Genomic DNA, 23,314 nt, shown 5'->3' with positions numbered 1-23,314 from the left:
ATTTGGTCATAAAAAAACACCTCCAATTGTTAGTTAGTGTCCAACAATTGGGGTGCAGTTCAATAAGGCTGACGGTTTTGTATTTATCCTACTATTGTGGATGAGGCGAAGAAACAAATTTAAAAGACAAATAATCTTGAATTGGAATCGCAGCCCCAATTCCTTGTGAGGTAATATTTTTAATCACAAGCCTCTTTTGATTTCCTTTTAAAACAAGATACACTTCTCCGAATGTAACTTTTCCTTTTTCATTTACTGCTGGTGTATATGCATATAAATATCCAAGTTGTTTAGGACTGATATTATATACACGCTCATTCCCAGTACCGTAACCAATGGTTGTTTTAAAAGAAAGCGGTAATTGTATCTTTTCCATTGCCTTTAAAAGAATCATTTTTTTAACATCTTCCGCATCTTTAATATACGCTGTTAAACCACCTTCTACAGTTTTTTGTGCTTCTTGTTTATAGCGAAGTGGATATGATTTCTCTACACCACGATTGTCATACACATTACGATTCACTTGCTTATATTCCCAATTCATTGTTGTATCTGTTGATTCATAATTTAAAGGCCATTGTCCTAAATAAATTTTCGCCCTATACCCCACTGCAAGGGGGGCATTTGAAATCGAAGTTTCATTAAACATTCGAATTAAGTGTGGATTTTCAATACGAATATCCGATGTTTTCAGTAATTCTTTCGCAAGTTGACTTGGCTGCAAATGCGGCAAATCTTGCACTGTATTTGGATAGGTATTGCCTTTTGAAATATTCAAAACAGATGAAGGCATCTTTACATTTACTGCTGTCTTTGCAAAACTGCTGCAAGGAAATAATAAAATAAACGAGACCATAGTTGAAAGACATATGCTATACACTCGTTTCATCTGCTTTACTCCTTCCTAATTTAAGAATGCATACTTTTAAATAGACATATAAATACAAATTTAAAAACGAAAAAACTTTCTTTTCAAGGGGAGAGAACATCCAGCCATGCATAGAAACGGTCAGATTCTCTTACTACCTCATACCAGGTGAAAACAAAGAGAAACAATCCGTGTAGATTACCATCTACTCTTCATAACCACGATTTATATGTCAAAAAATCAAATTTTACATACTAACTACCTCTATTGTTTTCTCTGCATAATATTGTTATCCAAATTTTTTATAACAAGTAAAAACCAATTCCCATAATGAAATAAGCAGCTAATAATGTTCCTCCTTCAAACCAGTTCGTATCGCCATCGTTTGAAATTGCAATTGTTAAAAAGACAGAGGTAATCATCGCTACAAGTTCTGGCATTGTAAATACAAGGGGCATTTTCATTGTAAAGAACATCGATAATAATACGAGTACAGGAGCAACAAACATAGCAATTTGTAATGTAGAACCGATCGCAATTTCAACTGCAATATTCACCTTATTTTTATAAGCCATAATAATTGCAGAGGCATGCTCAGCTGCGTTCCCAACAATGGCAACAATAATAACCCCAATAAATAATTCCGACCAACCAAATGATTGTGCGACTGTTTCAAATGTATGAACAAGTGCCTCCGATACATAAGCAACAGCCGCTGTTGCAATTGCCAAAATAAGCAAAGCTTTCCCCTTTGACCATTCCGGTTCTTCCTCATGCTCTACTTCATCACTTTTATGCTGGTATACACCACGGTGCGTAACTAGCTTAAAAAACAGTGCTGCTAAATACATGATGATCATGATGATTGAAACCCCAATACTTAACTGGTATGTTTTCTCTATTCCCATCTTCATCGAAAAAACTTCGGGAATAACAAACGCCACGACAACTGCAAATATTAGTAAGGCAGAGTTATGTCTTGCGTCATAAACGTTGAAACTTTGCCTTTTATACTTGAGTCCCCCTACGAAAAAGGAAAGACCGCCAACTAGTAATAAGTTTCCAAGAACAGAGCCTGTTAGTGAAGCAAGTACAACTTCTGTTAATCCTGCTCGCAATGCAAAAATTGAAATAATAAGCTCAACTGCATTCCCAAAGGTTGCATTTAATAATCCACCTATTCTTGGTCCAGAAACAATAGCTAAACTTTCCGTCGCTCTTCCCATGAAAGCAGCAAGAGCAATAATGGTAACGCAATATACAGCAAACATAATTGTTTGTGGCCAATGCAATGTATTTCCAAGTACAGAAAGTGGTACACCCACCAGTGCAAGTATTAAGAAAATTTTATTGAACATATTCTCCATCCTTCCATCGTATGTATTTCTCCTCACTACTATCCTTATTCTTCTCCTAACTCGTCCCATTTCATCACAAATACGTTTAAAAAATGGGATTGAAGAAAACAGTATAAAAGGTCATAAATTTTTTGCACAAAAATTTCAGATAATAGAAAGAGGTAGAAAAATGCACTTAAAAGAAAAAATCGCAACTATTATTCAAGGGCAAAGAACAGGCGTACTAGCCACCGTTCGTGAGAATAAACCTCATAGCTGTTTTATGATGTTTTTTCATGAAGATTTTGTACTATACGCGGCAACAGATCGTAATTCAAAAAAGTTAACAGATATTGAGAAGAACCCAAATGTTCATGTACTGCTTGGACGAGAGGGAAAGAAATGGGATGAAGTTTATATTGAAGTAGAAGGCACCGCTTCAATTGAAGAAGATCCAACCTTAAAAAATAAATTTTGGAATAATAGTTTAAAACGTTGGCTACTAGGTGCTGAAGATCCAAACTACGTTCTGATAAAAATTAATCCAACTACAATTTACTACATCGATAGCGATGGTATGACTCAACCAGAGTTTTTACGACTGTAATACGAAAACAAGCCCTGTTAACAGGGCTTGTTTTGTCGAAAAGTTCTTATAAAAAAAACATAAAAAAGCTGGAACTTTCTAAAGATTCTGTTATATAATAGAAGTAACTTAAATAAACTGTATTAAAACAGATTGGGAGGAGAAATAAAAATGATGAAAAGAGAAGAACGGAAAAACATGATTGAGTTTATCGAAAAGAAAAAAGGAATTGAACGTGATGAACTTTTATTTATGACAGATGATGAAGTAGAACATATTTATAATGTAACGTACTTTTTATATGAAGAAATCGCAGAATAAAAGAGTAAAGCCCACCTGTTAGGTGGGCTTTACTCTTTTATAGTTATATTTCTATATCAACACGAATTTAACATCCGTATATCCGAATACTAATGATCTTCATTTATACTTGATAATCATTTTCATGTATAATGGTACCAGACTGGAGGAATTTTACTATGAGTTCATGGCTATTATTCGCATTATTATCAGCAATTGCTGCAGCACTTGTATCCATTTTCGGGAAATTCGGATTAGAAGGAATCGATGCCAACGTGGCAACAACTATCCGTTCAATCATCATGGCACTATTCATGATAGGCGTAATTATGATACAAGGAAAATTCCAAAATATCGGTGACGTTCTAATGAATAAAAAAGCACTGCTGTTTATCACCTTAAGTGGTATAGCTGGTGCCTCATCATGGCTATTTTATTTTCTCGCTTTAAAAACAGGAAAGGTTTCACAAGTTGCTCCTGTAGATAAATTAAGCGTTGTATTTTCAATTATTCTTGCAATGATTATATTAGGTGAAAAATTAAACTTCATGACTGGAATGGGTGTTGTATGTATTACAGCAGGTGTCCTTTTTATCGCTTTCAGCTAAAAAACCGCTTCATGAGCGGTTCTTTTTCTTATTTATATATAGCCATACAACAACTATAACCACTACTGTAATAACTAAAATCCATATTCCATAGTGATGTAAACTATATTCAACAAAGCGCCACTTCTCTCCTAACTTCCACCCAAGCCCAATGAAAACGCTAATCCAAATAAATGCACCACTATATGCATATAAACAAAATCGCCATACAGTTAAATTAGACATTCCCGCAAAATATGCTGTCAAATGGCGTACTCCTGGGATAAAATATCCAATCATTAATAAAACAGGACCATATTTTTCAAACAAAACATGTGTTTTTTCAATTTGTTTTTCTTTAATTCGTATCTTCGGACCATACTTTTTTAATACAGGAAGTCCAAGTTTTAACCCAAGTATATAACTTAAAGTAATTCCAAGTATCGCACCTGCCATTCCACTTAGAAAAGCAGCTGTCCCTGACATAGTTCCTTTCGAAATATTATAACCAACAAACGTCAGTAAAAATTCATCTGGTATTGGCAGGCCTACAATTCCACCCGCAAGAGCTATAATAATTCCGAAATATCCATAATGTGCGATTAACTCACCAATATGTTGTTCCATTCGGATGACACATCCTATGCACGATCGTTATTCCATATTGTGCCCTCTCTATCTTTTTAGCAAACATGGTATACATCTTCACTATACATCGTTTTTATAATGAACTCTACTCCTATTCATTTGACCTGTAATGAAATCTCTCACTATGTTTAATCGTCACTTTTCAAAATTTTGAGGTATTGATGCCTATCGTTCACCAATAGCGGGATAAATCTATACTTCACTTCATAATTATAAGAAAATCCGACTTCACAAGCTTGATTTTTGTTACAATAAAGAAAAGTTACATTTAGCAACGGTTTGACTCTCAAGGAAAATGATATAGGCAATAAACATATATTTAAAACTATAAAATGCAGCTTCTGTCTATATAGCGTACTATACACCCTTTTACATAAAAATCATTTTTCTAAATTATACAGGGGGAAAAAACATGACCATAGAAAAACAATTGATTCAAAAGGTATACTATGAAACATTCTTAACTGAACAGGATTCTATTCAAGCTCCTCAAGTTCTTGGAGAAGCATATGTAAATGAAGCTCAAAATCAATTTTCTAATATCTCTAACGTTCGTTTCGCACAAGGAGAAATTTATTATCACCATAAAGATTTCGAAACGGCCATTTTTAAATGGGAGAAAGTAAACAATGACCTCTCTCTATGGGCCAAAAAAAATATAGCAGACTCTTATTTTGAATTAGGATTCTTTTCAATAGCTAAAGAAATTTATACATCGATTCAAACGGAAGACGTTACATTAACAATGGAAGTGTCTTTACAACTCCTTTCTCTGTACATGGAACAAAATCGTTTAGGACTTGCCTTTAAGGTCATTAGTGAAGCTGTTTCTTACCAACCAGACTATCCAAATATCACTGCTATCGCTCGCTCCTTTTATGAAAAACAGCAGGATTGGAACAATGCGATTGACCTTGCTGTGCAAGAAGGAATTCGGACGAAATCATTACACTGGTTTGAGATTTTAACAAATTATGTGAATCAAGGATTCACAAAACAAATGAAACCAAAATATTTTTATGAAGCATTAAAAGTTTTATATACAGTCGATTCAATTCAATTTAAGCAACTGGCCTCATCTCTTTGGAAAAGCTATCAAGATGAGTCAACCTACTTATTATGGATTCAAACAATCAATCACCTGTTTTTACATGTCGAAGTAGATTCTTACGACGCATGGGATGAAATTGTTACGCTTTATCAAGACACATACTGCGAATTAATTACAGGACAATATTTGATGCATGAACTGCAAGAACTTATTCCAGACTTGTTGACGAATTGGTTTAGCTTAACAAAAACAGAACATTCTCTATTTGTTTCTGCTGCAACAGTAGCATGGAATAAAGTTTCACCTAAGAGTCTTGATACATTACTTGTAAAAAGCGCTGAAACGCTACTTTCTAGTTCCACAATATATAACGCAGTTGACCTAGACAATGTCTCAAATCTTTTTGAAACGATTGTCGTATGGGCAGAAAAGAATGATGTAGACTTAAGCCATTCTTTCACATGGCTTGTTCAGGAACTTTCTGATGTAAACGTACAACAAGTTCTCGTTACAGGTACAAATGGTACTAGTAAATCAGCCTTTATCAATTCTATATTAGGGGAAAGTATACTAAAAGATTCACCTGAAGCCGCTATCGTATTTAAGGATAATGCACAGACAGAAATTACAGAACTTACAGATTTAACAATACGAAAGACTTCCAATTTGGATGAATTTTACGAAATGATGGACATTCCTTCAAAAGTAGAATCTGGACAGAAATGTATTGAATTTAAACTACCATGTAGGTTTTTACGAAAAAATAAATTCTCATTTATCGTTACACCAGTTTTTGATGGCACTGGCAATAACAAAAATCTAGATCACTTACATGCAGCCGATAATCTATTATATGTTCTTAACGCCTCTTCATCTTTACTTGATGAAGAAATTGATACACTTCTGTACATGCAAGAACAACTACCAACTTTACAAGTTCATTTTGTTTTAAATCAAACCGATACCACTCTTAATGAGGAAGCAACAAATAAAGAGCTAATTGAAATCGAGTCTAAAATACATGTACATTTTCCAAATGCACATGTATTTCCTTACTGGCCTTTACAAGAGAGCAGCGAGCAGCTAAGTAATTTAACAGAATCCATTACTTCAAACTTTAATAATAGAAATATAGAAACCGAGCGCACAGAAAAACTATTATGGTTTATTCAAAAGACTATCACGTATCTCTTAAATGAACGCGTACAATTAGAAAATACGTTAGAAAAGTCCATCGGTTCGAACAAGCGCCTTTTAGTAAAACTAACTGGCTTTATTAATAACCTAACTGCTATTCAAAAAGATAAAACTTGCTCTATCACAGACTCATATCGTTTAACAAAAGATGAAATTATACATGACCTTCAAGATCAAATTCCTGAATTATTGCAGAGCTGCTCTGATTTAATTCAAGAAGATAGTGACTTTAAACAAGTTCCTGAAGAACTAAATGCAGCAATGAATGAAAGAATACAAAAACATTTGCAACAAGTGATATTACCTAAATTTACGCATTCTATTCAGGAATGGATTGAAAAAGCACATAACGAATTTATTCAAAGTCAATCTTATTTAGATGAAATGAGTGAAGCATTTAATAAATTATACAAAGAAGAACGAATGAAACTACCATGTGATTTTCAATTACTTGATGATTGGCGCCGAGATGTTGCAAGAATGACAAACCGAATTAAAGTTGATGACGTAAATATTTTACTACGCTTCACACCAACACAATTTCTATTAAAAAGTGCTGGAAAACTATTCGGTAACATGCAAAAAAATCAATCCATGCTTTACAACAAATACAAAAACTATATTGAGACCGAAGACTATATAGATGTAACAACAACGATTTCTGAACAGTTCTTCCTTCAATTTGAATTATTTGAAAGCTCATTAGAACGTGACATTATGATGTTCTTTAAAGAACCTCTTAGCATATTAAAGCAGACTGTAGAAGCAACACATCTCGAAATAAATCAGGATGAAAATGCATTAACAAAACTAAAAACAAATCCAGAAACATATCACGATCCTTTAACATTATTTAAATTGCAGTTATTACAATACAAATTCATGCTAAATAATAAACCGACTTCAACAAAAATAGAAAGTAACAAGGCACCAACAATTTAAATATGAACAAAAAAACCAAGCAAATCATAACAATTGCTTGGTTTTTTGCTTACATTCTATCTCACATATCCCAAATAACATCATTAACCTTTGCATCAACTCTTACACGCTGAATGAACTTCTTTCTCTCTTCTTCTTTATGAATTAACTTATGTATATACCGACGTTTACTTAATAAATTTCTGTATGCTTTGTTATAATTTAGAACTTCCTGGCAGCGCTTATTCTCATATAAAACTTTAAACCATGCATACCTCTTTAGCTTTTCCACATGCCTCTTCATTCTTTTCTTTTTCCGTTTTTCTCGTTCAAATAACCTCTCCACCACTTTCTCTACCACTTCATCTAACATAAAGTCCCCAGCTACTTTTACAACACCAATCGTTCCTCTAACAATGCCTTTCCCCGCATCAACACACACTTCACCTAATGCAATTACTGCCCGACCAATCCCTACTAGAATGTGTCCAATAATATCCTCCATATTATCACTTCCTTCTAGTTCACAATTCTCATATGATCAAACGGATAATAGATTGCTGTTAATGTTCCAAGCACTTCCGTTTTATGAATCAGCCCTAAGCCGTTACGACTATCTTTACTCACTAACCGATTATCACCCATAACAAAAATCTTATCCTTTGGAATTGTAATAGGACCAAAGTCTTCAGTTAAGTTAATAAGAAGTTGTTTCGCATGCTCTCTATTCTTATCCAGATAAGGTTCACTTTTTACCTGATGATTTACATATAATTGATCATTTTTCATCTCAATTACATCTCCTGGAAGCCCAATAATTCTCTTTACGTAAAAGTTATCAGTCTTTACTACAATAATATCTTCACGCTCATAAGTCTCAAACCTCTTTGCCAACTTATTAATAATTACCTTATCCCCATCTTGCAATGTTGGCCTCATAGATGCTCCTTGTACGGTTGTTGGAAAAAACACAAAAATCTTCATTAAAAAAAATAATAAACACGCAATTGCCGTTATTTCAAAAAGTTCACGAAAGCGACTTTTCTTTTTCATTTATTTCCCCTTTCTCTCTTATCCTTCCATTATAAGATCCATTTGTAAATAAATTCCATATTCTCTGTTAATTATCCGTATTACTTATCCTACATCAGTGATTGATCATACAGATTTCAATGTTTAGTAATAACAAAGTAACTACAAAGCTCTAATTGGTTAAGCTTAATAATGAATGAAGGATACTTCACTGCACCTATAGAAAAGAACCGCTTTTCACAAGCAGTTCTCTATTTTTCATCCCGCTATTTTCGTGCAGTAAAAGCCCGATTGGTGAGAGCTAGTAATCGGTGGGGAATGAAGAACCCCCACCGATTACAATTTCACTTTATATTCCAGCATAAATAATACACATCTGTGCAGCAACATATGTTAACCAAATCCAAAGCGGATCATACTTTATTTTGCGGCCGCCAATATCTGTCACACCGATAATAAAATCAGAAATCACAAATAGTAACCCACCGAATGCTGGGATCCACCATATCCCGCTATTGGCATAGTATAATGCAAATGCAAAGCATGCCATTCCACCAACCCATAAACCATATACGAGCGCACCAACTGTAAACAACTTATCTTGCCCTTGATTCCGAATAAAAAAGAACCAGCCAACTATTAAAAATAGACCGTAGGCAATTACACCAATCCAGAATCCCTTCCACGAAATACCCGTTTGTAAAAATGCCATTACATAAAAACAATGCGCAATTGCAAATGTAACCATACCACCGATTAGCCGATGCCCAAACGGTATGAGCCCCGCCATGAATAAATCACCAACCGTAGATAAAGTCATACCAATTGCAGCCCACTGTCGGTACTCTACAGATGGATCTTGTAACCAAATCCAAAGCGCACCGCCTGTTAAAGAAAAACTAAGCGTGAGACGAATCAATAATGGTAACGGCTCATTTTTGTTAGTTTGTCTTGTCTTCGCCATTGCAAAAAATGCTCCCAAAACAAATAAAAGGGCTTGCCCAATTAATAATATATAAATCTCATTCATAATATGTGCTCCTCTAATGAATAGATAATAATGTACTTTCGTGATATAACTTCTTTTTTCCTCTAAAATTTTAAAAAAAGAAGAACTTCTGTCCTTCTTTTTCGAGCATGAAAAAAACAATACACTCATTTATTTTAAGCTGCTTGTTTCTCTTGTTCTGCTTTTTGTATATTTGATGTTCGATTTACTACGATAATCCCTGCCGCTACGCACGCTAAGCCAAATAAAACAAATGAATGAATTGTTTCTCCTAAAATCATACTGGATAATAAAACACCAAATACCGGTATAAAGAACATATACATCGATACTTTTCCAACCTTGTTATACTTCATAACTGTATTCCAAATACAGAATCCTGCCGCTGATAAGAAGGATAAATATAGTAACATAGACAGTGCTTTCATATTAAATATAAAAGGCATAAATCCAACTTGAAAAATGCCAATACATAATAAGCCAATAGATCCAAAAATCATCTGATATGCTGTCATGTACCCTACATCTAATGTTTTACTTCCTTCTTTTGCCAATATATTTCCATATGAATACATCATCGCTGCCCCAAGAAGCAATAATTCACCAATTCCAAAATGAAATGCCATACTCCCATCACTTGGAACATTCACAAGAATTACACCACAAAAACCGATAGACACACCGATTACTTTTCGAATATTCAATGCATCATCTTTATACAAAAAATGTGCGAGTAAAATTTGAAAAAAAGATGAAGTCCCCGAAATAATAGCACCTTCAATACCAGAACTGTAACTCATACCAATATAAAAACACACATATTGTAGGAATGTTTGAAACAAACCAATTTGTACTAATTGCTTCCCTGTTTCTTTTTTGAAATGCATATCTTTTCCTAGTGCTTTAAAAAAGAATAAGAGCATCACACCTGATAAGAAAAAACGATAACCAGCAAATAATATTTGCTCGCCAACTTCATGTGGCCGAATTCCGAGTTCAGCATAACTTAATTTAATAAAAGGAAATGCGCTTCCCCATAGAAATGTCGCTGCGAGTGCTGCAACAAATACACCAATCGGATGAGTAAAAAATTTCTCTGTCTTCACTTGTTGTCTTCCTTTCCGACCTTTTTACGAACAATATTCATATATACTAAAGGAAAAGCAAAAAAACAAGTTTTTCAACTTTGTATATAAACAAAAACATATCCTCAAGTAGAGACATATGATATAATATAGAATAATTACAAGGTAATAATTGATAAAATTTTTCAATAGAAATGCTGCTATCCGTATGGATGGCAGCTTTCGTCGTTTTATAGGGCTTTCGATTTTGATTCTTTTTCTCAATAAGAATATGAAAGGAGCGAGTAATCATGAACTCAGAAGTAAAAACATTACCATCAAAAAACAGTATGTCTAACCCATCTTGGATTCAGTCATTTCAAAAACATTATGAACTAATCTTTGCAATCCTATCTGGTGTTTTCATTTTAGCAGGCTGGTTATTCACAAAAAACGAAGTAACAACTGCTGGAGTAGTTTTTTATATCCTCGCCTATATAATTGGAGGATATGCGAAAGCCAAAGAAGGCGTTGAAGATACAATAGAAGAAAAAGAATTGAATGTAGAAATGTTAATGATCTTCGCTGCCATTGGTGCCGCTATTATTGGATACTGGGCAGAAGGTGCAATCTTAATATTTATCTTTGCACTAAGCGGTGCAATGGAATCTTACACATTAAGTAAAAGTCAAAAAGAAATTTCAGCACTGCTTGATTTACAACCTGAAGAAGCTTTGCGCATTTCTCATGGAACAGAAGAACGTATTCCAGTAGCTCAGTTAGAAATTGATGACATTATTTTAATTAAGCCAGGTGAACGCGTACCTGCTGATGGTACAATTCATAGTGGTGAAACAAATATTGATGAGGCAGCAATCACTGGGGAGCCTATCCCAAATGAGAAAAAATTAGGTGATGAAGTATTCGCTGGAACTGTAAACTTACGCGGGGCTATTGAAGTTAAAATTACGAAAAGAAGCGACCAAACGTTGTTTCAAAAAATTATTCGTCTCGTTCAAAACGCACAAAGTGAAAAATCCCCATCCCAACTTTTTATCGAAAAATTTGAGGGAACATATGTAAAAGGTGTGCTTATCGCTGTTGCTCTTATGTTGTTCGTTCCTCATTTCATACTGGATTGGAGCTGGAACGAAACATTTTATCGCGCTATGATTTTACTCGTCGTCGCTTCTCCTTGTGCACTCGTTGCAGCAATTACACCCGCAACATTATCTGCTATTTCTAATGGTGCACGAAGCGGTATTTTATTTAAAGGTGGTATTCATTTAGAACGCCTTGCCTCAGTAAAGGCAATCGCCTTTGATAAAACGGGAACATTAACACAAGGAAAACCGACTGTAACAGATGTTTACGTACGTAATGGAATAACAGAAAAAGATGTACTATATATTACAGCTTCTATTGAAAGTCATTCCACACACCCGCTCGCAGAAGCGATCGTCAAGTACGCAAAACACGCATATGACATTGCATTAACGAAACCAGAAAGTGTAGAAGATGTCACTGGATTTGGATTAAAAGGTATGTTAGAAAATAAAACGTATAAGATTGGTAAGGCCGATTTTATTGGCGAAGAAGCAAAGACTTTTCATAGCGGTATCGCTACTACACTTGAACAAGAAGGAAAAACAGTAGTTTATCTTAGTGATGAAGAAGGAATTCTTGGGCTTATTGCTCTAAAAGATACGTTGCGCCAGGAAACAATTGCTGCAATTCGTGATTTACAGAGCATTGGTGTTGAAGCCATCATGATCACAGGTGATAATGAACAAACAGCTAAAGCAATTGCGACTGAAAGCAATATAAAAGAATACTACGCATCATGCTTACCAGAAACAAAAGTAGACACGATAAAACAACTAAAAGAAAAATACGGTACAGTAGCAATGGTTGGCGATGGAATTAACGATGCTCCAGCACTCGCTACAGCAAGTATTGGTGTCGCGATGGGTGAAGGGACAGATGTTGCCTTAGAAACAGCAGATGTTGTTCTAATGAAAAATGAACTCTCTCGCCTTGCACAGGCCATTCGTTTATCAAAACGAATGAATCGCATCGTAAAACAAAATATTATCTTTTCTTTAGCGGTAATCGCATTGCTCATTTGTTCGAACTTCTTGCAATTATTAGCTCTTCCATTTGGCGTTATTGGCCATGAAGGAAGTACAATTCTTGTTATTTTAAACGGATTACGCTTATTGAAAGGAAATAATTAAACGGGTTCCCTAAGTAGGGAACCCGTTTTTTCTTCCATATCCAGCTCTAGCAGCTAGATGATTCGGTAGCTTCACGCTTCAAGCGAGTCGCTTGTGCTTAATGGTAGCCGTTATGTCCATTCGCACTACTGCTCGTTTTATGTTTTGGATGTGAACTACTTTTTTGTTTACCTTGGCTTTTATTATTATGATTTTTTTTATTGTTACTCATCTTGAATCCCCCCTGTTCCTTTTTATTATGGAACAGAACGCTATTTTCCATTACGGGAATTATTGTCACTTGCTCGATAAGAATACAAGAGACCATTAATTTCACCACCAAGTAAAATAACCCAGGCCGTTAAATAGAACCATAACATTAAAATGATAATACCACCGAGACCACCATATGTATTTGCATAATTGGCAAATTTGTCTACGTAATAAGCAAATGAGTACGATACCACAATCCATCCAATTGTTGCAAATAATGCTCCTGATACAACTTCTTTTCTTTTTAACTTTCGATCAGGCGCAAATGTATATAAGAAACTAAATAAGGCAAATAACACTAAAAAGCTGGCTACTAATCGTGTAATACTCCATACGAAAGAAAAACTCTCTGATAAGCCGAGCGCTTTAAAAACAGCTGCTCCAATTACCTGTCCAAAAACAGGGACAATTAAAGCGAAGACAATCATAAAAATTATTGCCAGTGTGAGTACAATAGACAACGCTCTCGTTGTAATGTAAGAGCGTGTTTCTTTTACGTCATAAGCACGATTAAAAGCATTCATCACTGCATTTACACCATTTGATGCAAACCATAACATCGATAATAAACCAAATGATAGCAAACCACCATTTTGTTTGTTTACGACGCTATCGACATTCACCTCAATTAAATTCATTGCATCTTCTGGCACATAATTCTCTAATAAACTGAGCACATCCTCTGTATGAATGGGAATAAATCCAAGAAGTGTAATTAAAAAAACAAGCCCAGGAAAAATCGCAAGCAAGAAGAAATAAGCGAGCTGTGCTGCTAAGCCCGCTACGTCATCTCGCATCGTTCGGTCATATAGATCCTTTCCAAACGAATAGACACGATTTCCCCTTGCTTTCTCTAGAAACTTTTTCATATTTCTCTAGACGCTTTTCTTCTCTTCTTTATCTTGCTTCAATTCAATGTATGCTTCTGTTTTTTTTTCTTCAGCAATCACTGGTTCTTCTCCTTTTACTTCCTCTGATATTGGAGAAATTGCTTGGATTTCAATTGTTTCTGTTTTTTCTTGTGGCTCAGCTTTTTTCTTACTAAAAATTTCTTTCGTTTCTTTTAGTGTTTCAACAACAGCTGGTGTTAATTTCTTAATTTCCGCTACCTTAGCCTTTACTACATTAAAATCCGCAAGTTCGCGCCCTTTATCTGTAACAGTTTGCACTTTTTCTTTAATCTTTGCATTCTCGCCAATTTCAATCATTTTTGATTTTGCTTTTTCTGCTGTATTTTTCACTTTCTCACGATTTTCTTTCTTAAGCATGGAAACAGCTACACCCGCCGCTACACCAATCGCAATGTTTCGAGCTATATTATTCTTCTTTGCCATATTCCTTCACCCTTTCATTTCTTATGTTAGAAAGTATTTCTTTCTAATCTTTCTCATATTCCTTGCTCATTTCGAATGAATGCTAACAACTTTGCACACCCTTCTGTTACAAGGTCATATACTTCTTGAAAGTTCCCTGTAAAATAAGGGTCAGGAACATCCGTCCAGCCACCGTCTGGAACAAAATTGGACAGTCTACCAATATAGCCTCCAGCTTTACCTAAACTTTCTAAATCTGCTATATTCTTGTTGTCCATGGCAATAATATAATCAAACTTTGTTAAGTCTTCTTTTTCTACTTGCCGTGCTTTAATTCCTTCAAAAGAGACTTCATTTTCTTTTAAAATTTTTTGTGTTCCTTTATGTGGCGGATGACCAATATGCCAATCTCCTGTTCCAGCAGAGTCAATTTGAATCTTATCTTCTAACCCTTCTCGTATGACAAGATTTCGAAAAATTGCTTCTGCCATAGGAGAACGGCAAATGTTCCCAAGACAAACAAATAATACTTGAATCATCTTTGTTTCTTCCCTTCTTGGTGCTTTCTTAATATATATATAGTATAAACAACCAATTATTAATTATAAAGGAAATTCCTACTAATTTAATAGGATTGAAAAGATTCATTAACGAAAATGATAAAAAATGTTAAGATATCCTTATGTTATTTCAAAGGGGGACACTTCGGTGAATTTATCCGTAAAATCAAAAGAAAATGTTGAATATATGGTAGAAGCCATTAAAGAAAAGTTACGTATGGTAAATGCTGGAGCAATGCGCGCTGAAAGCTTTAATGAAGAAATGTACGAAGATTTACGTGACATTTATGATCATGTAATGAAACGTGAAACATTTAGTATTAGTGAAATGCAAGCTATTACAGAAGAATTGGGTATGTTAATTAAAAAATAATGAAGAGTCCCTTGAATAAAGGGGCTTTTCTTTATTTTTAACCCTTCTAAACGAAGTGAAGACGGAAAACACGTTAGAACCGTAATATGCATATGGATAGGCTTCATCTCGTTCTCAAACGGAACTATCAAAGGTAAGTGAGGGTAGTTCAATTCTAACAAATTCATGACATCCCCCCGTTTTTCTACATCTATTTTCCAAATACTGTACAATAATAGAAGAACCTCACCATCGAACGCACATCTACTACTCACCACATTACCATTGCTAACTGTGTTTACCGGAGGTGCTTATCTATGAGCAATTGGTACAGTAAAACGAAAGAGCAAACAATACTTTCACTTGAAACAAACGAGCAACATGGTTTAACAGCTGAAATGGTGCAAATTCGATTAAAAAAATATGGCCGAAACGAACTCATCACAAAACAAAAAAGAACTCTATGGCAACGTATTTTTTCCCAAATTAATGATGTCCTCGTCTACGTTCTTTTAATTGCCGCTCTTATTTCAGCCTTTGTAGGTGAATGGGCCGATGCCAGCATTATTTTCCTTGTTGTTGTGCTAAATGCTGCAATCGGTGTTATTCAAGAATCAAAAGCAGAACAAGCTTTAGAAGCATTAAAAAAAATGGCTACACCTAAAGCCATCGTAAAACGTGATGGTGAATTAAAAGAAATTCCATCAGAAGATGTTGTTCCAGGGGATATTATTATGCTTGATGCCGGACGCTATATTCCATGTGACTTACGCCTTATCGAAACCGCCAATTTAAAAATTGAAGAGTCTGCTTTAACAGGAGAGTCTGTTCCTGCTGACAAAGATTCTATGTATCATCCTTCTCTTCAAAATGAAGAGCAAGTACCACTAGGCGATCAAAAAAACATGGCATTTATGTCAACACTCGTCACTTATGGACGTGGCGTTGGGGTTGCTGTTGAAACAGGTATGAAATCACAAATCGGAAAAATCGCTACTATGTTACATGAAGCTGACGACGATGCAACACCACTTCAAAAAAGCTTAGCTCAAGTCGGAAAATATTTAGGATTTGTAGCTGTAGCAATTTGTATCATTATGTTCTGCATCGGATATTTTCAAGGCCGAGACACGTTAGAAATGTTTATGACTGCCATTAGCTTAGCAGTTGCTGCAATTCCAGAAGGATTACCTGCAATTGTTTCTATCGTTCTCGCAATTGGCGTACAGCGTATGATTAAACAAAACGTTATTATTCGAAAACTGCCAGCTGTTGAAGCACTCGGTTCTGTTACGATTATTTGTTCAGATAAAACGGGTACATTAACACAAAATAAAATGACAGTTATTCATTTTTATAGTGATCATACATACGATAAACTAGAGAATTTAAACGTAAAAAATAGCGCTCAACGCTTATTATTAGAAAATATGATTTTATGTAACGACGCATCTTATACAACTGAATCACAGACTGGCGATCCAACAGAAATTGCCCTTCTTGTTGCCGGTAGTGCCTTTGGTTTTCAAAAAGATACGTTAGAAGCACAACATAAGCGTGTAAACGAATTGCCATTTGACTCCGAACGTAAAATGATGTCAACACTGCATGAGTACAATGACAACTATTACAGCATGACAAAAGGCGCAATTGATAAACTCTTACCTCGTTGTACTCATATCTTTATAAATGGGAAAACGGAAGTCTTAACAGAAACAGATAAACAACAAATATTAGAAGCTGCTCAGTCAATGTCACAACAAGCTTTACGAGTGCTTTCATTTGCTTTCAAACAGTATGATACAGAAAATATTCGCATCAATCATGTAGAAGAAACCCTTGTATTCATTGGACTTGTTGGTATGATCGATCCGCCGCGAACGGAAGTTAAAGCATCTATTGCCGAATGTACAAAGGCAGGAATTCGTACCGTTATGATTACAGGAGATCATAAAGATACTGCTTTTGCTATCGCGAAAGAGCTTGGTATTGCTGAAAAGGAATCCGAAGTCATGATTGGAACCGAATTAGATTGTATTTCAGACGAAAAATTAGCAAATGAAATTAATCATCTAAACGTATTTGCACGTGTTTCTCCTGAGCATAAAGTTAAAATTGTTGGGGCACTACGTGCAAAAGGAAATATTGTTTCTATGACCGGGGATGGAGTCAATGATGCACCATCTTTAAAACAAGCAGATATTGGAGTCGCAATGGGGATTACAGGAACAGATGTCGCTAAAGGTGCGGCTGACATGGTTTTAACAGATGATAACTTCTCATCTATTGTCAAAGCTGTTGAAGAAGGAAGAAATATTTATCGCAACATAAAAAAATCAATTCTTTTCTTACTTTCTTGCAACTTTGGAGAAATTATTGCACTCTTCTTAGCTATTTTACTAGGATGGGCTACACCGCTTCGCCCGATTCACATTTTGTGGGTGAATTTAATTACAGATACACTCCCTGCTCTATCTCTCGGTGTTGATCCTGAAGACCCAGATGTTATGAAAGACAAACCACGTGGTGCAAAAGAAAGTTTGTTTAAAGGTAGTGTTTCTTTTCTTATTCTAAACGGAATTGTAATAGGGCTTCTTACTTTAATCGCCTTTATTGTTGGAGCAAAATTATATACTGGAGATACAAATATCTTCCCACTGTTCCCATCTCAAATTAATGACGATGCATTACAACATGCCCAAACGATGGCGTTTGTCGTACTTAGTTTTTCACAGCTCGTTCATTCATTCAACTTACGCTCAAGCACAAAATCAATCTTTTCAATTGGAATATTCACAAATAAATACTTAGTTTTCTCCCTACTGATCGGTGTACTAATGCAAATATGTATTATTTCAATCCCACCGATTGCTAATATATTTGGGGTACACGCCTTAACATTAAAAGATTGGGGATTTGTTATATTACTAAGTATAATTCCGCTTGTTGTAAATGAGATTATAAAGGTGTTTAAAAGAAGTTAAAAGGCAATGAGGGTCTCCTCATTGCCTTTTTATATTAACCTTGCAATTCTTTTTTTATATTCTCTGTAAGTGCCGCCATACGTTTACGACTTTCTTCACGCTCACGTTTGTTTTGCTCTTCGATTTGCTGTGTTTCTTGCATACCTCTTGAAATAATATTCCATGTTTCTTCAAGTGTTTCCATTTTAATACTAGAAGAACCAGAAAGTCTTGCTACCTCTACACTTTGCGTTGCAATATTTTGTGCATTTTTCTTAAGTAGCTCATTCGTGCGACGATCAAGTTCTGCCATAGAATCCGCAACAAGCTTTTGGCGTTTTGCATTCACAGCTTGAATAATTCCATTTTTAAAAATAGGAATTGTTGTAATAAACGCTGTATTAATTTTACCAATTAATTTGTTATTACCACGCTGAATCATACGAATTTGTGGTGCTGTTAATAGCGCAACCATACGAGCCTTCTCTAAATCATCAATACGTTGTTCTAAAATTTCAACAGAGTTTCTCAAAGATTCTAATTCAATACCTGCCAATTGATCATTATTACGAACGCGCTCTTCATACATTGGAACTAGTTCTGTGTTTAGACGATCTAGTAACATTTCTCCTGCTACTACGTATTTCTCTAAATCTAAATAATATTTTAAGTTCTGTTCATATAATCCATCTAGCGTACCAATTGATTTTTTCATTTCATCTTGATATTTCGTAATTTCCACATATACTTTGTCAATCTCACGGCCCATCGTTTGATACTTACTAAAGATTTGTTCAATCATTTTATCTGCTTTTTTAAACATACGGGAGAAAAATCCACTTTTCTCTTCCGCAAAATCCTTACTATCAAACCTGTCCATGATTTTGCCAAGTTGTTTTAATAAGTCACCAGAATCTTCTATCTTTGATAAAGACATTGTATGTAAAATCTGATCTGCAAAACGAGAAATTTCCATAGAAGGCTCTTTTCCAAGCTCAATTAATTCCAGTTGATCTTTAATATCAACAGCATTATAAATACGTTGCACTTCAGCATCTTGTCTCAGCTGCATGCGAAGATCTTGTGCAGTTTGCTCATTTAATTCCGTTTTTGGATCTAATACGATAGGATTATTGTTCATATGTTATTTCTCCCCTTCTTTATAAAAATGGACGGAATAGCCCTTTTATTGTTTGAGATAAATTCTTATAGGCCGATGGACCATGAAATTCAAGATCAAAATTCACTTCTTCCAGCCAATGTGAATCAAATGCTCCTGCTTCAATATACGGTTCAATATCATTTCTTCCTGTCGGATTAAAGTGCAGTACATCAATTCCAATTTGATTTAAGAACAACAGCAAAACAGCATCCGAACGAGTTAACTCTCCACTCTTCTCATTATTAAATATAACAATTTTTGGTACTTCTTGCGAATAATCAAATTTCTCAAGTAACTCTAAAATACGAGGCGGAATTTGGGAAAGCTGCGCAAAAACATACAGCTCTACCTCTTGTTTCGTTTCTTTTCCAACAGATTTACAAAGTTCACTTTCACACGTATGAATAATTGCCTCTGCAATTCCATGTTGTAGTCCTTCAGGTAAACGCTTATGCGGCCACCAATGACTGTTCATAATTTGATCGGGATGTAGTTTCCCCGCACGATCTAATGCATCTCGATAATGAAATTGAAAGTTTGCTTTTTGTTCTTTTGTAAATGGAAATGTATTAATTAATAAGCTGTTATCAAATGATGTGACCGCCTTTAATCGTTGGAAGTATTCTTTATCGTTTTTTGAAACACCTGATATTTTCGCAAATAAAGACGGAATATAAATATGTTTATTTTCCACAAAGAATGTTGGGCGTACAAATGCCTTCTCTTTCGTAATTAAAAATAGTTCATCATATGTTGTTTTCAGTGTACGTGCCACAGGTGTATAGGTACGGAATTGCCACGGTTTGTATAATAAAGAATTATCATGGTGGAGTACTTGTTCTATTTCTTTCGATGCTTGGTAAGCTACCGTTGCGACACGTTCCCTACGCCGATCTGGAAATGGTTCTAATGAAATACGACTTGGATAGGAAATAACAAAAGTTTTTTCGTCATCATCAACAGTTTCAAAGCCATCCTTTCCTTCTGGATGATAATATAAAACATCACAACCGAGCATAATAAGGAAATATAAGAAATAGATACGACTCTCTTTCGCATCTCCATACCAAATGATGCGAGGCATTTGTTTCTTATAATTAATTGTCGAAAACCATTTTGCTACATACTTTTCGCTTAATTTAATAATATCAATTAAGAAACGTCGAAAACCTTCTGTTTTTAATGATTGATTATGTTGTTTCTCATATAATTTCAATATAGAGATAAATGTTGTATGTATGTAGTGTTGTAAATCTGGATTATCAACTTTAGGCAACAACTGTTTTCCTGATAAATGTGCAACAAGACGATTTACAGTAAGACCATTCGGCGCTTCCTGGTGAAGCGTGAATACTTCTTGAATATGCCGGAGCTTCTCAGAATCGATCACTTTATTTAAATTCTGTTCGTGCAGTACAGTAATACCTTTTGCTTCGCTATAATCAAATAGTTCATTAAAATATTCATCTACATCGTTTGGGACGCCAAGAATGCGACAAGCTATATAACTAAAATTCATCCCATTCTCTGTTAATTCATACTGCGGACGCTTTTCTAAAATCGTTTCAAATTGTTTTAAATCAGCCTCTTCTTTTAATACATGTGGATGAAGTGTAAAACGCGAAAACACGACAGTTCACCTCCGAAAAACATTTACTTTTTAAGAAATAATATCTTATCTCTTTATTATAAACCATTTTAGGTTATAAAAAATGGGCGCTCGTATAACGAGCTAACCCATTTTCAATTATTTATCTTCTTTCTTAGTAGCAGCAACCTCTTCGCGAGCTTGTCCAGAATTTCGCATATAATGCAAAATAAATGTTGCACCAAATGCAACAATTAAAATAATAAAGAATACTGTATGGCTAATGTGAATATCAACGACAGATAACAACATTTTCGTTGCGATGATTAAAATTAAAATATATGCTGTCGTTTCAAGCTCTGGAATACGTTCTAGTAATTTTAAAAATACACCAGCAATACCACGCATCATTAGAATACCAAGCATTCCACCTAATAGTAGAATCCAAACTTCATTGGAAACACCAAACGCTGCAAGAACGCTGTCTACTGAAAAAGCAATATCCATTAATTCAACCATAACAACTGTTCCCCAGAAAACGCCAAATATTCTAAAGAGAATACTGTTTTGGTTCATACCATGAGCTTCTTCTTCTTCATTTTCACCTTTTTTCTTATCAATGAAGTACTTCACTGATAACCAAGCAAGGTAAAGTGCACCAAGTACTTTAACCCACCATAGTTTAATTAAGAACATCCCGATTCCAATTGCAATAAAACGGAATACATAAGCACCAATAAGTCCATAGAATAATGCTTTTTTACGTTTTTCCTCTGGTAAATGTTTTACCATTACCGCTAACACAAGTGCGTTATCGGCAGATAATAAACCTTCGAGTACAACAAGTGTACCGATTAGCCCCCATGATACTGGATCTTGTAACACCTTAATCCACATGTCCAAATCAAAAAATTGGGCATACGTATCAAGAATGCCTTGTAAAATGCTCATCTTACTATTATCCCCTATTCTCTGCTAGATTTATAGAAAGGCGAAAAAAGGAAACGACACTCGTTTCCTTCCTACGCATCCAAGCCATACGCTCTTACAAGCGCACCTAATCCACCTTGGAATCCACTTCCTACTGCATTAAACTTCCACTGTCCATTATGACGGTATAATTCACAAAAGACAACTGCTGTCTCAATGGAGAAATCTTCCCCTAAATCAAAACGAAGGACTTCTTCATTTGTCTCTTCATTTGCTAGACGAGCAAATGCATTTGCAACTTGTCCAAAGTTTTGATTGCGTCCTTCTGCATCATAAATCGTAACGGTAATTGCAATTCTATGTACATCTGCTGGAACTTTCGTTAAATCTACAACAAGTTGCTCATCATCACCGTCGCCAGCACCAGTACGGTTATCACCTGTATGTAAAACTGATTCACAAGGAGATTGTAAGTTGTTATAGAAAATAAAATCTGTTTCTTTCGTACATTTTCCATTTGCATCTAATAAGAAAGCAGATGCATCTAAATCATAATCAGATCCGCCGTCATATGATTTAATATCCCATCCAAGACCGATAACTGCCTTGGTAAGACCTGGGCTTGTTTTACCTAAATCAATTTTCTGTCCTTTTTGTAATTGAATCACCATTTATATTCACCTCTTGTACTATGATTCTAAAAATATATACATGAGTGAAGTACATATCCACTCATGTATATTTTTCTCATTACTCTACATCTAAACCAAAGTTGTTACATAAAGCACCTAATCCACCTTGGAATCCACTTCCAATTGCATTAAACTTCCATTCACCAGCATGTCGATATAATTCACCGACTACTACTGCTGTTTCAATAGAGAAGTCCTCACCAAGATCATAACGAATTAGCTCTCCACCTTTTTCTTCATCTACAATACGTACGAAAGAATTAGATACTTGTCCGAAGTTTTGGCTACGGCTTTCCCCATCATAAATTGTAATTGTGAAACAAATACGTTCAATATGCGCAGGAACACTCTTTAAATCTACTTTAATTGTTTCATCATCGCCTTCGCCTGCGCCAGTACGATTATCTCCTAAATGCTCTACAGAACCATTTGCTCCCTTTGGGTTGTTATAAAAAACAAAGTCTTCTGGACCTGATACTTTGCCGTTTGCACCTACTAGAAAAATACTAACATCTAAATCAAAATCATTTTGTCCATCATAACGATTCGTATCCCAACCAAGACCTACAAGAACGTTAGAAAGACCTGGATTTGTTTTTGTTAAATCTACCTTCTGTCCTTTTTTTAACGAAATCGATGCCATATATTATTCCTCCTTAAATTGT

22 protein-coding genes are annotated in these 23,314 nt (G+C 35.0%); 7 read left to right on the top strand and 15 right to left on the bottom strand.

From position 1 onward, the window contains the following. Positions 1–91 precede the first annotated feature (91 nt). Both LOK41_RS17695 and cax read right to left on the bottom strand, forming a co-directional pair. Positions 92–889, bottom strand: a complete 798-nt coding sequence (locus LOK41_RS17695) for a YfkD famly protein (protein WP_241817649.1) — start codon at positions 887–889, stop codon at positions 92–94. Between the two features lie 281 nt (positions 890–1,170). Continuing rightward, on the bottom strand, positions 1,171–2,226 hold the full coding sequence (gene cax / locus LOK41_RS17690; RefSeq protein WP_241817648.1) for a calcium/proton exchanger: 1,056 nt from the start codon (positions 2,224–2,226) through the stop codon (positions 1,171–1,173). A gap of 169 nt (positions 2,227–2,395) precedes the next feature. Here cax and LOK41_RS17685 point away from each other — a divergent pair, with 169 nt between their 5' ends. From LOK41_RS17685 to LOK41_RS17675, 3 genes are all read left to right on the top strand, one after another. Beyond that, entirely contained in the window at positions 2,396–2,812 is a 417-nt protein-coding gene (locus LOK41_RS17685; RefSeq protein ID WP_241817647.1) for a pyridoxamine 5'-phosphate oxidase family protein, read from the top strand. A 153-nt stretch (positions 2,813–2,965) separates the two neighbouring features. Beyond that, positions 2,966–3,112 (top strand): BH0509 family protein, encoded by a 147-nt coding sequence (locus tag LOK41_RS17680; protein ID WP_000817786.1) that lies wholly within the window; start codon positions 2,966–2,968, stop codon positions 3,110–3,112. Between the two features lie 158 nt (positions 3,113–3,270). After that, a complete protein-coding gene (locus LOK41_RS17675) occupies positions 3,271–3,699 on the top strand; it encodes an EamA family transporter (RefSeq protein WP_017154020.1) in 429 nt (142 codons plus the stop codon). Positions 3,700–3,708: 9 nt separating this feature from the next. Here the strand turns inward: LOK41_RS17675 and LOK41_RS17670 are convergent, their stop codons facing one another. After that, positions 3,709–4,305: a DedA family protein gene (locus LOK41_RS17670; protein ID WP_241817646.1), complete on the bottom strand. Its 597-nt coding sequence runs from the start codon at positions 4,303–4,305 to the stop codon at positions 3,709–3,711. A gap of 433 nt (positions 4,306–4,738) precedes the next feature. On the opposite strand from LOK41_RS17670, the gene LOK41_RS17665 reads away from it, so the two are divergent. Then, positions 4,739–7,516, top strand: a complete 2,778-nt coding sequence (locus tag LOK41_RS17665) for a tetratricopeptide repeat protein (protein ID WP_241817645.1) — start codon at positions 4,739–4,741, stop codon at positions 7,514–7,516. 61 nt (positions 7,517–7,577) lie between these two features. Here the strand turns inward: LOK41_RS17665 and LOK41_RS17660 are convergent, their stop codons facing one another. The 4 genes from LOK41_RS17660 to LOK41_RS17645 all read right to left on the bottom strand — a co-directional run bounded on the left by LOK41_RS17660 (position 7,578) and on the right by LOK41_RS17645 (position 10,642). Beyond that, positions 7,578–8,000, bottom strand: coding sequence for a hypothetical protein (locus tag LOK41_RS17660; RefSeq protein ID WP_241817644.1), 423 nt, complete (start codon positions 7,998–8,000; stop codon positions 7,578–7,580). A gap of 14 nt (positions 8,001–8,014) precedes the next feature. Further along, positions 8,015–8,548: a signal peptidase I gene (gene lepB / locus LOK41_RS17655; RefSeq protein ID WP_241817643.1), complete on the bottom strand. Its 534-nt coding sequence runs from the start codon at positions 8,546–8,548 to the stop codon at positions 8,015–8,017. 328 nt (positions 8,549–8,876) lie between these two features. After that, entirely contained in the window at positions 8,877–9,557 is a 681-nt protein-coding gene (locus LOK41_RS17650; RefSeq protein ID WP_241817642.1) for a lysoplasmalogenase, read from the bottom strand. A gap of 134 nt (positions 9,558–9,691) precedes the next feature. Continuing rightward, entirely contained in the window at positions 9,692–10,642 is a 951-nt protein-coding gene (locus LOK41_RS17645) for a DMT family transporter (protein ID WP_241817641.1), read from the bottom strand. A 269-nt stretch (positions 10,643–10,911) separates the two neighbouring features. Between LOK41_RS17645 and LOK41_RS17640 the strand changes: the two genes are divergently transcribed. Beyond that, positions 10,912–12,837: a heavy metal translocating P-type ATPase gene (locus LOK41_RS17640; protein WP_241817640.1), complete on the top strand. Its 1,926-nt coding sequence runs from the start codon at positions 10,912–10,914 to the stop codon at positions 12,835–12,837. 251 nt (positions 12,838–13,088) lie between these two features. On the opposite strand, the gene LOK41_RS17635 is transcribed toward LOK41_RS17640, so the two are convergent. The 3 genes from LOK41_RS17635 to LOK41_RS17625 are packed head-to-tail and all read right to left on the bottom strand — an operon-like array spanning position 13,089 to position 14,941. Then, positions 13,089–13,958, bottom strand: a complete 870-nt coding sequence (locus LOK41_RS17635; protein WP_241817639.1) for a YihY/virulence factor BrkB family protein — start codon at positions 13,956–13,958, stop codon at positions 13,089–13,091. 6 nt (positions 13,959–13,964) lie between these two features. Then, on the bottom strand, positions 13,965–14,423 hold the full coding sequence (locus LOK41_RS17630; RefSeq protein WP_241817638.1) for a DUF4075 domain-containing protein: 459 nt from the start codon (positions 14,421–14,423) through the stop codon (positions 13,965–13,967). A gap of 53 nt (positions 14,424–14,476) precedes the next feature. Continuing rightward, positions 14,477–14,941, bottom strand: a complete 465-nt coding sequence (locus tag LOK41_RS17625; protein WP_241817637.1) for a low molecular weight protein-tyrosine-phosphatase — start codon at positions 14,939–14,941, stop codon at positions 14,477–14,479. Positions 14,942–15,110: 169 nt separating this feature from the next. Between LOK41_RS17625 and LOK41_RS17620 the strand changes: the two genes are divergently transcribed. Then, positions 15,111–15,335: a DUF1128 domain-containing protein gene (locus LOK41_RS17620; protein WP_241817636.1), complete on the top strand. Its 225-nt coding sequence runs from the start codon at positions 15,111–15,113 to the stop codon at positions 15,333–15,335. Between the two features lie 296 nt (positions 15,336–15,631). Next, positions 15,632–18,298: a cation-translocating P-type ATPase gene (locus tag LOK41_RS17615; RefSeq protein WP_241817635.1), complete on the top strand. Its 2,667-nt coding sequence runs from the start codon at positions 15,632–15,634 to the stop codon at positions 18,296–18,298. Positions 18,299–18,332: 34 nt separating this feature from the next. Here the strand turns inward: LOK41_RS17615 and LOK41_RS17610 are convergent, their stop codons facing one another. The 5 genes from LOK41_RS17610 to LOK41_RS17590 all read right to left on the bottom strand — a co-directional run bounded on the left by LOK41_RS17610 (position 18,333) and on the right by LOK41_RS17590 (position 23,292). Then, entirely contained in the window at positions 18,333–19,418 is a 1,086-nt protein-coding gene (locus LOK41_RS17610; RefSeq protein WP_241817634.1) for a toxic anion resistance protein, read from the bottom strand. 19 nt (positions 19,419–19,437) lie between these two features. Continuing rightward, positions 19,438–21,069, bottom strand: a complete 1,632-nt coding sequence (locus LOK41_RS17605; protein WP_241817633.1) for a YceG family protein — start codon at positions 21,067–21,069, stop codon at positions 19,438–19,440. 117 nt (positions 21,070–21,186) lie between these two features. After that, complete coding sequence (locus LOK41_RS17600) at positions 21,187–21,978, bottom strand: TerC family protein (protein ID WP_241817632.1); 792 nt, start codon at positions 21,976–21,978, stop codon at positions 21,187–21,189. Positions 21,979–22,049: 71 nt separating this feature from the next. Beyond that, the gene (locus LOK41_RS17595; RefSeq protein ID WP_174101220.1) at positions 22,050–22,628 is read right to left on the bottom strand and encodes a TerD family protein; all 579 of its coding nucleotides are present in this window, start codon (positions 22,626–22,628) and stop codon (positions 22,050–22,052) included. Positions 22,629–22,707: 79 nt separating this feature from the next. Next, positions 22,708–23,292 (bottom strand): TerD family protein, encoded by a 585-nt coding sequence (locus LOK41_RS17590; protein ID WP_241817631.1) that lies wholly within the window; start codon positions 23,290–23,292, stop codon positions 22,708–22,710. Positions 23,293–23,314: the final 22 nt, after the last annotated feature.

The sequence above is a fragment of the Bacillus sp. TL12 genome, assembly GCF_022625245.1.
Lineage (GTDB): Bacteria > Bacillota > Bacilli > Bacillales > Bacillaceae_G > Bacillus_A.
This window is presented reverse-complemented; position numbering and strand designations above follow the sequence as displayed.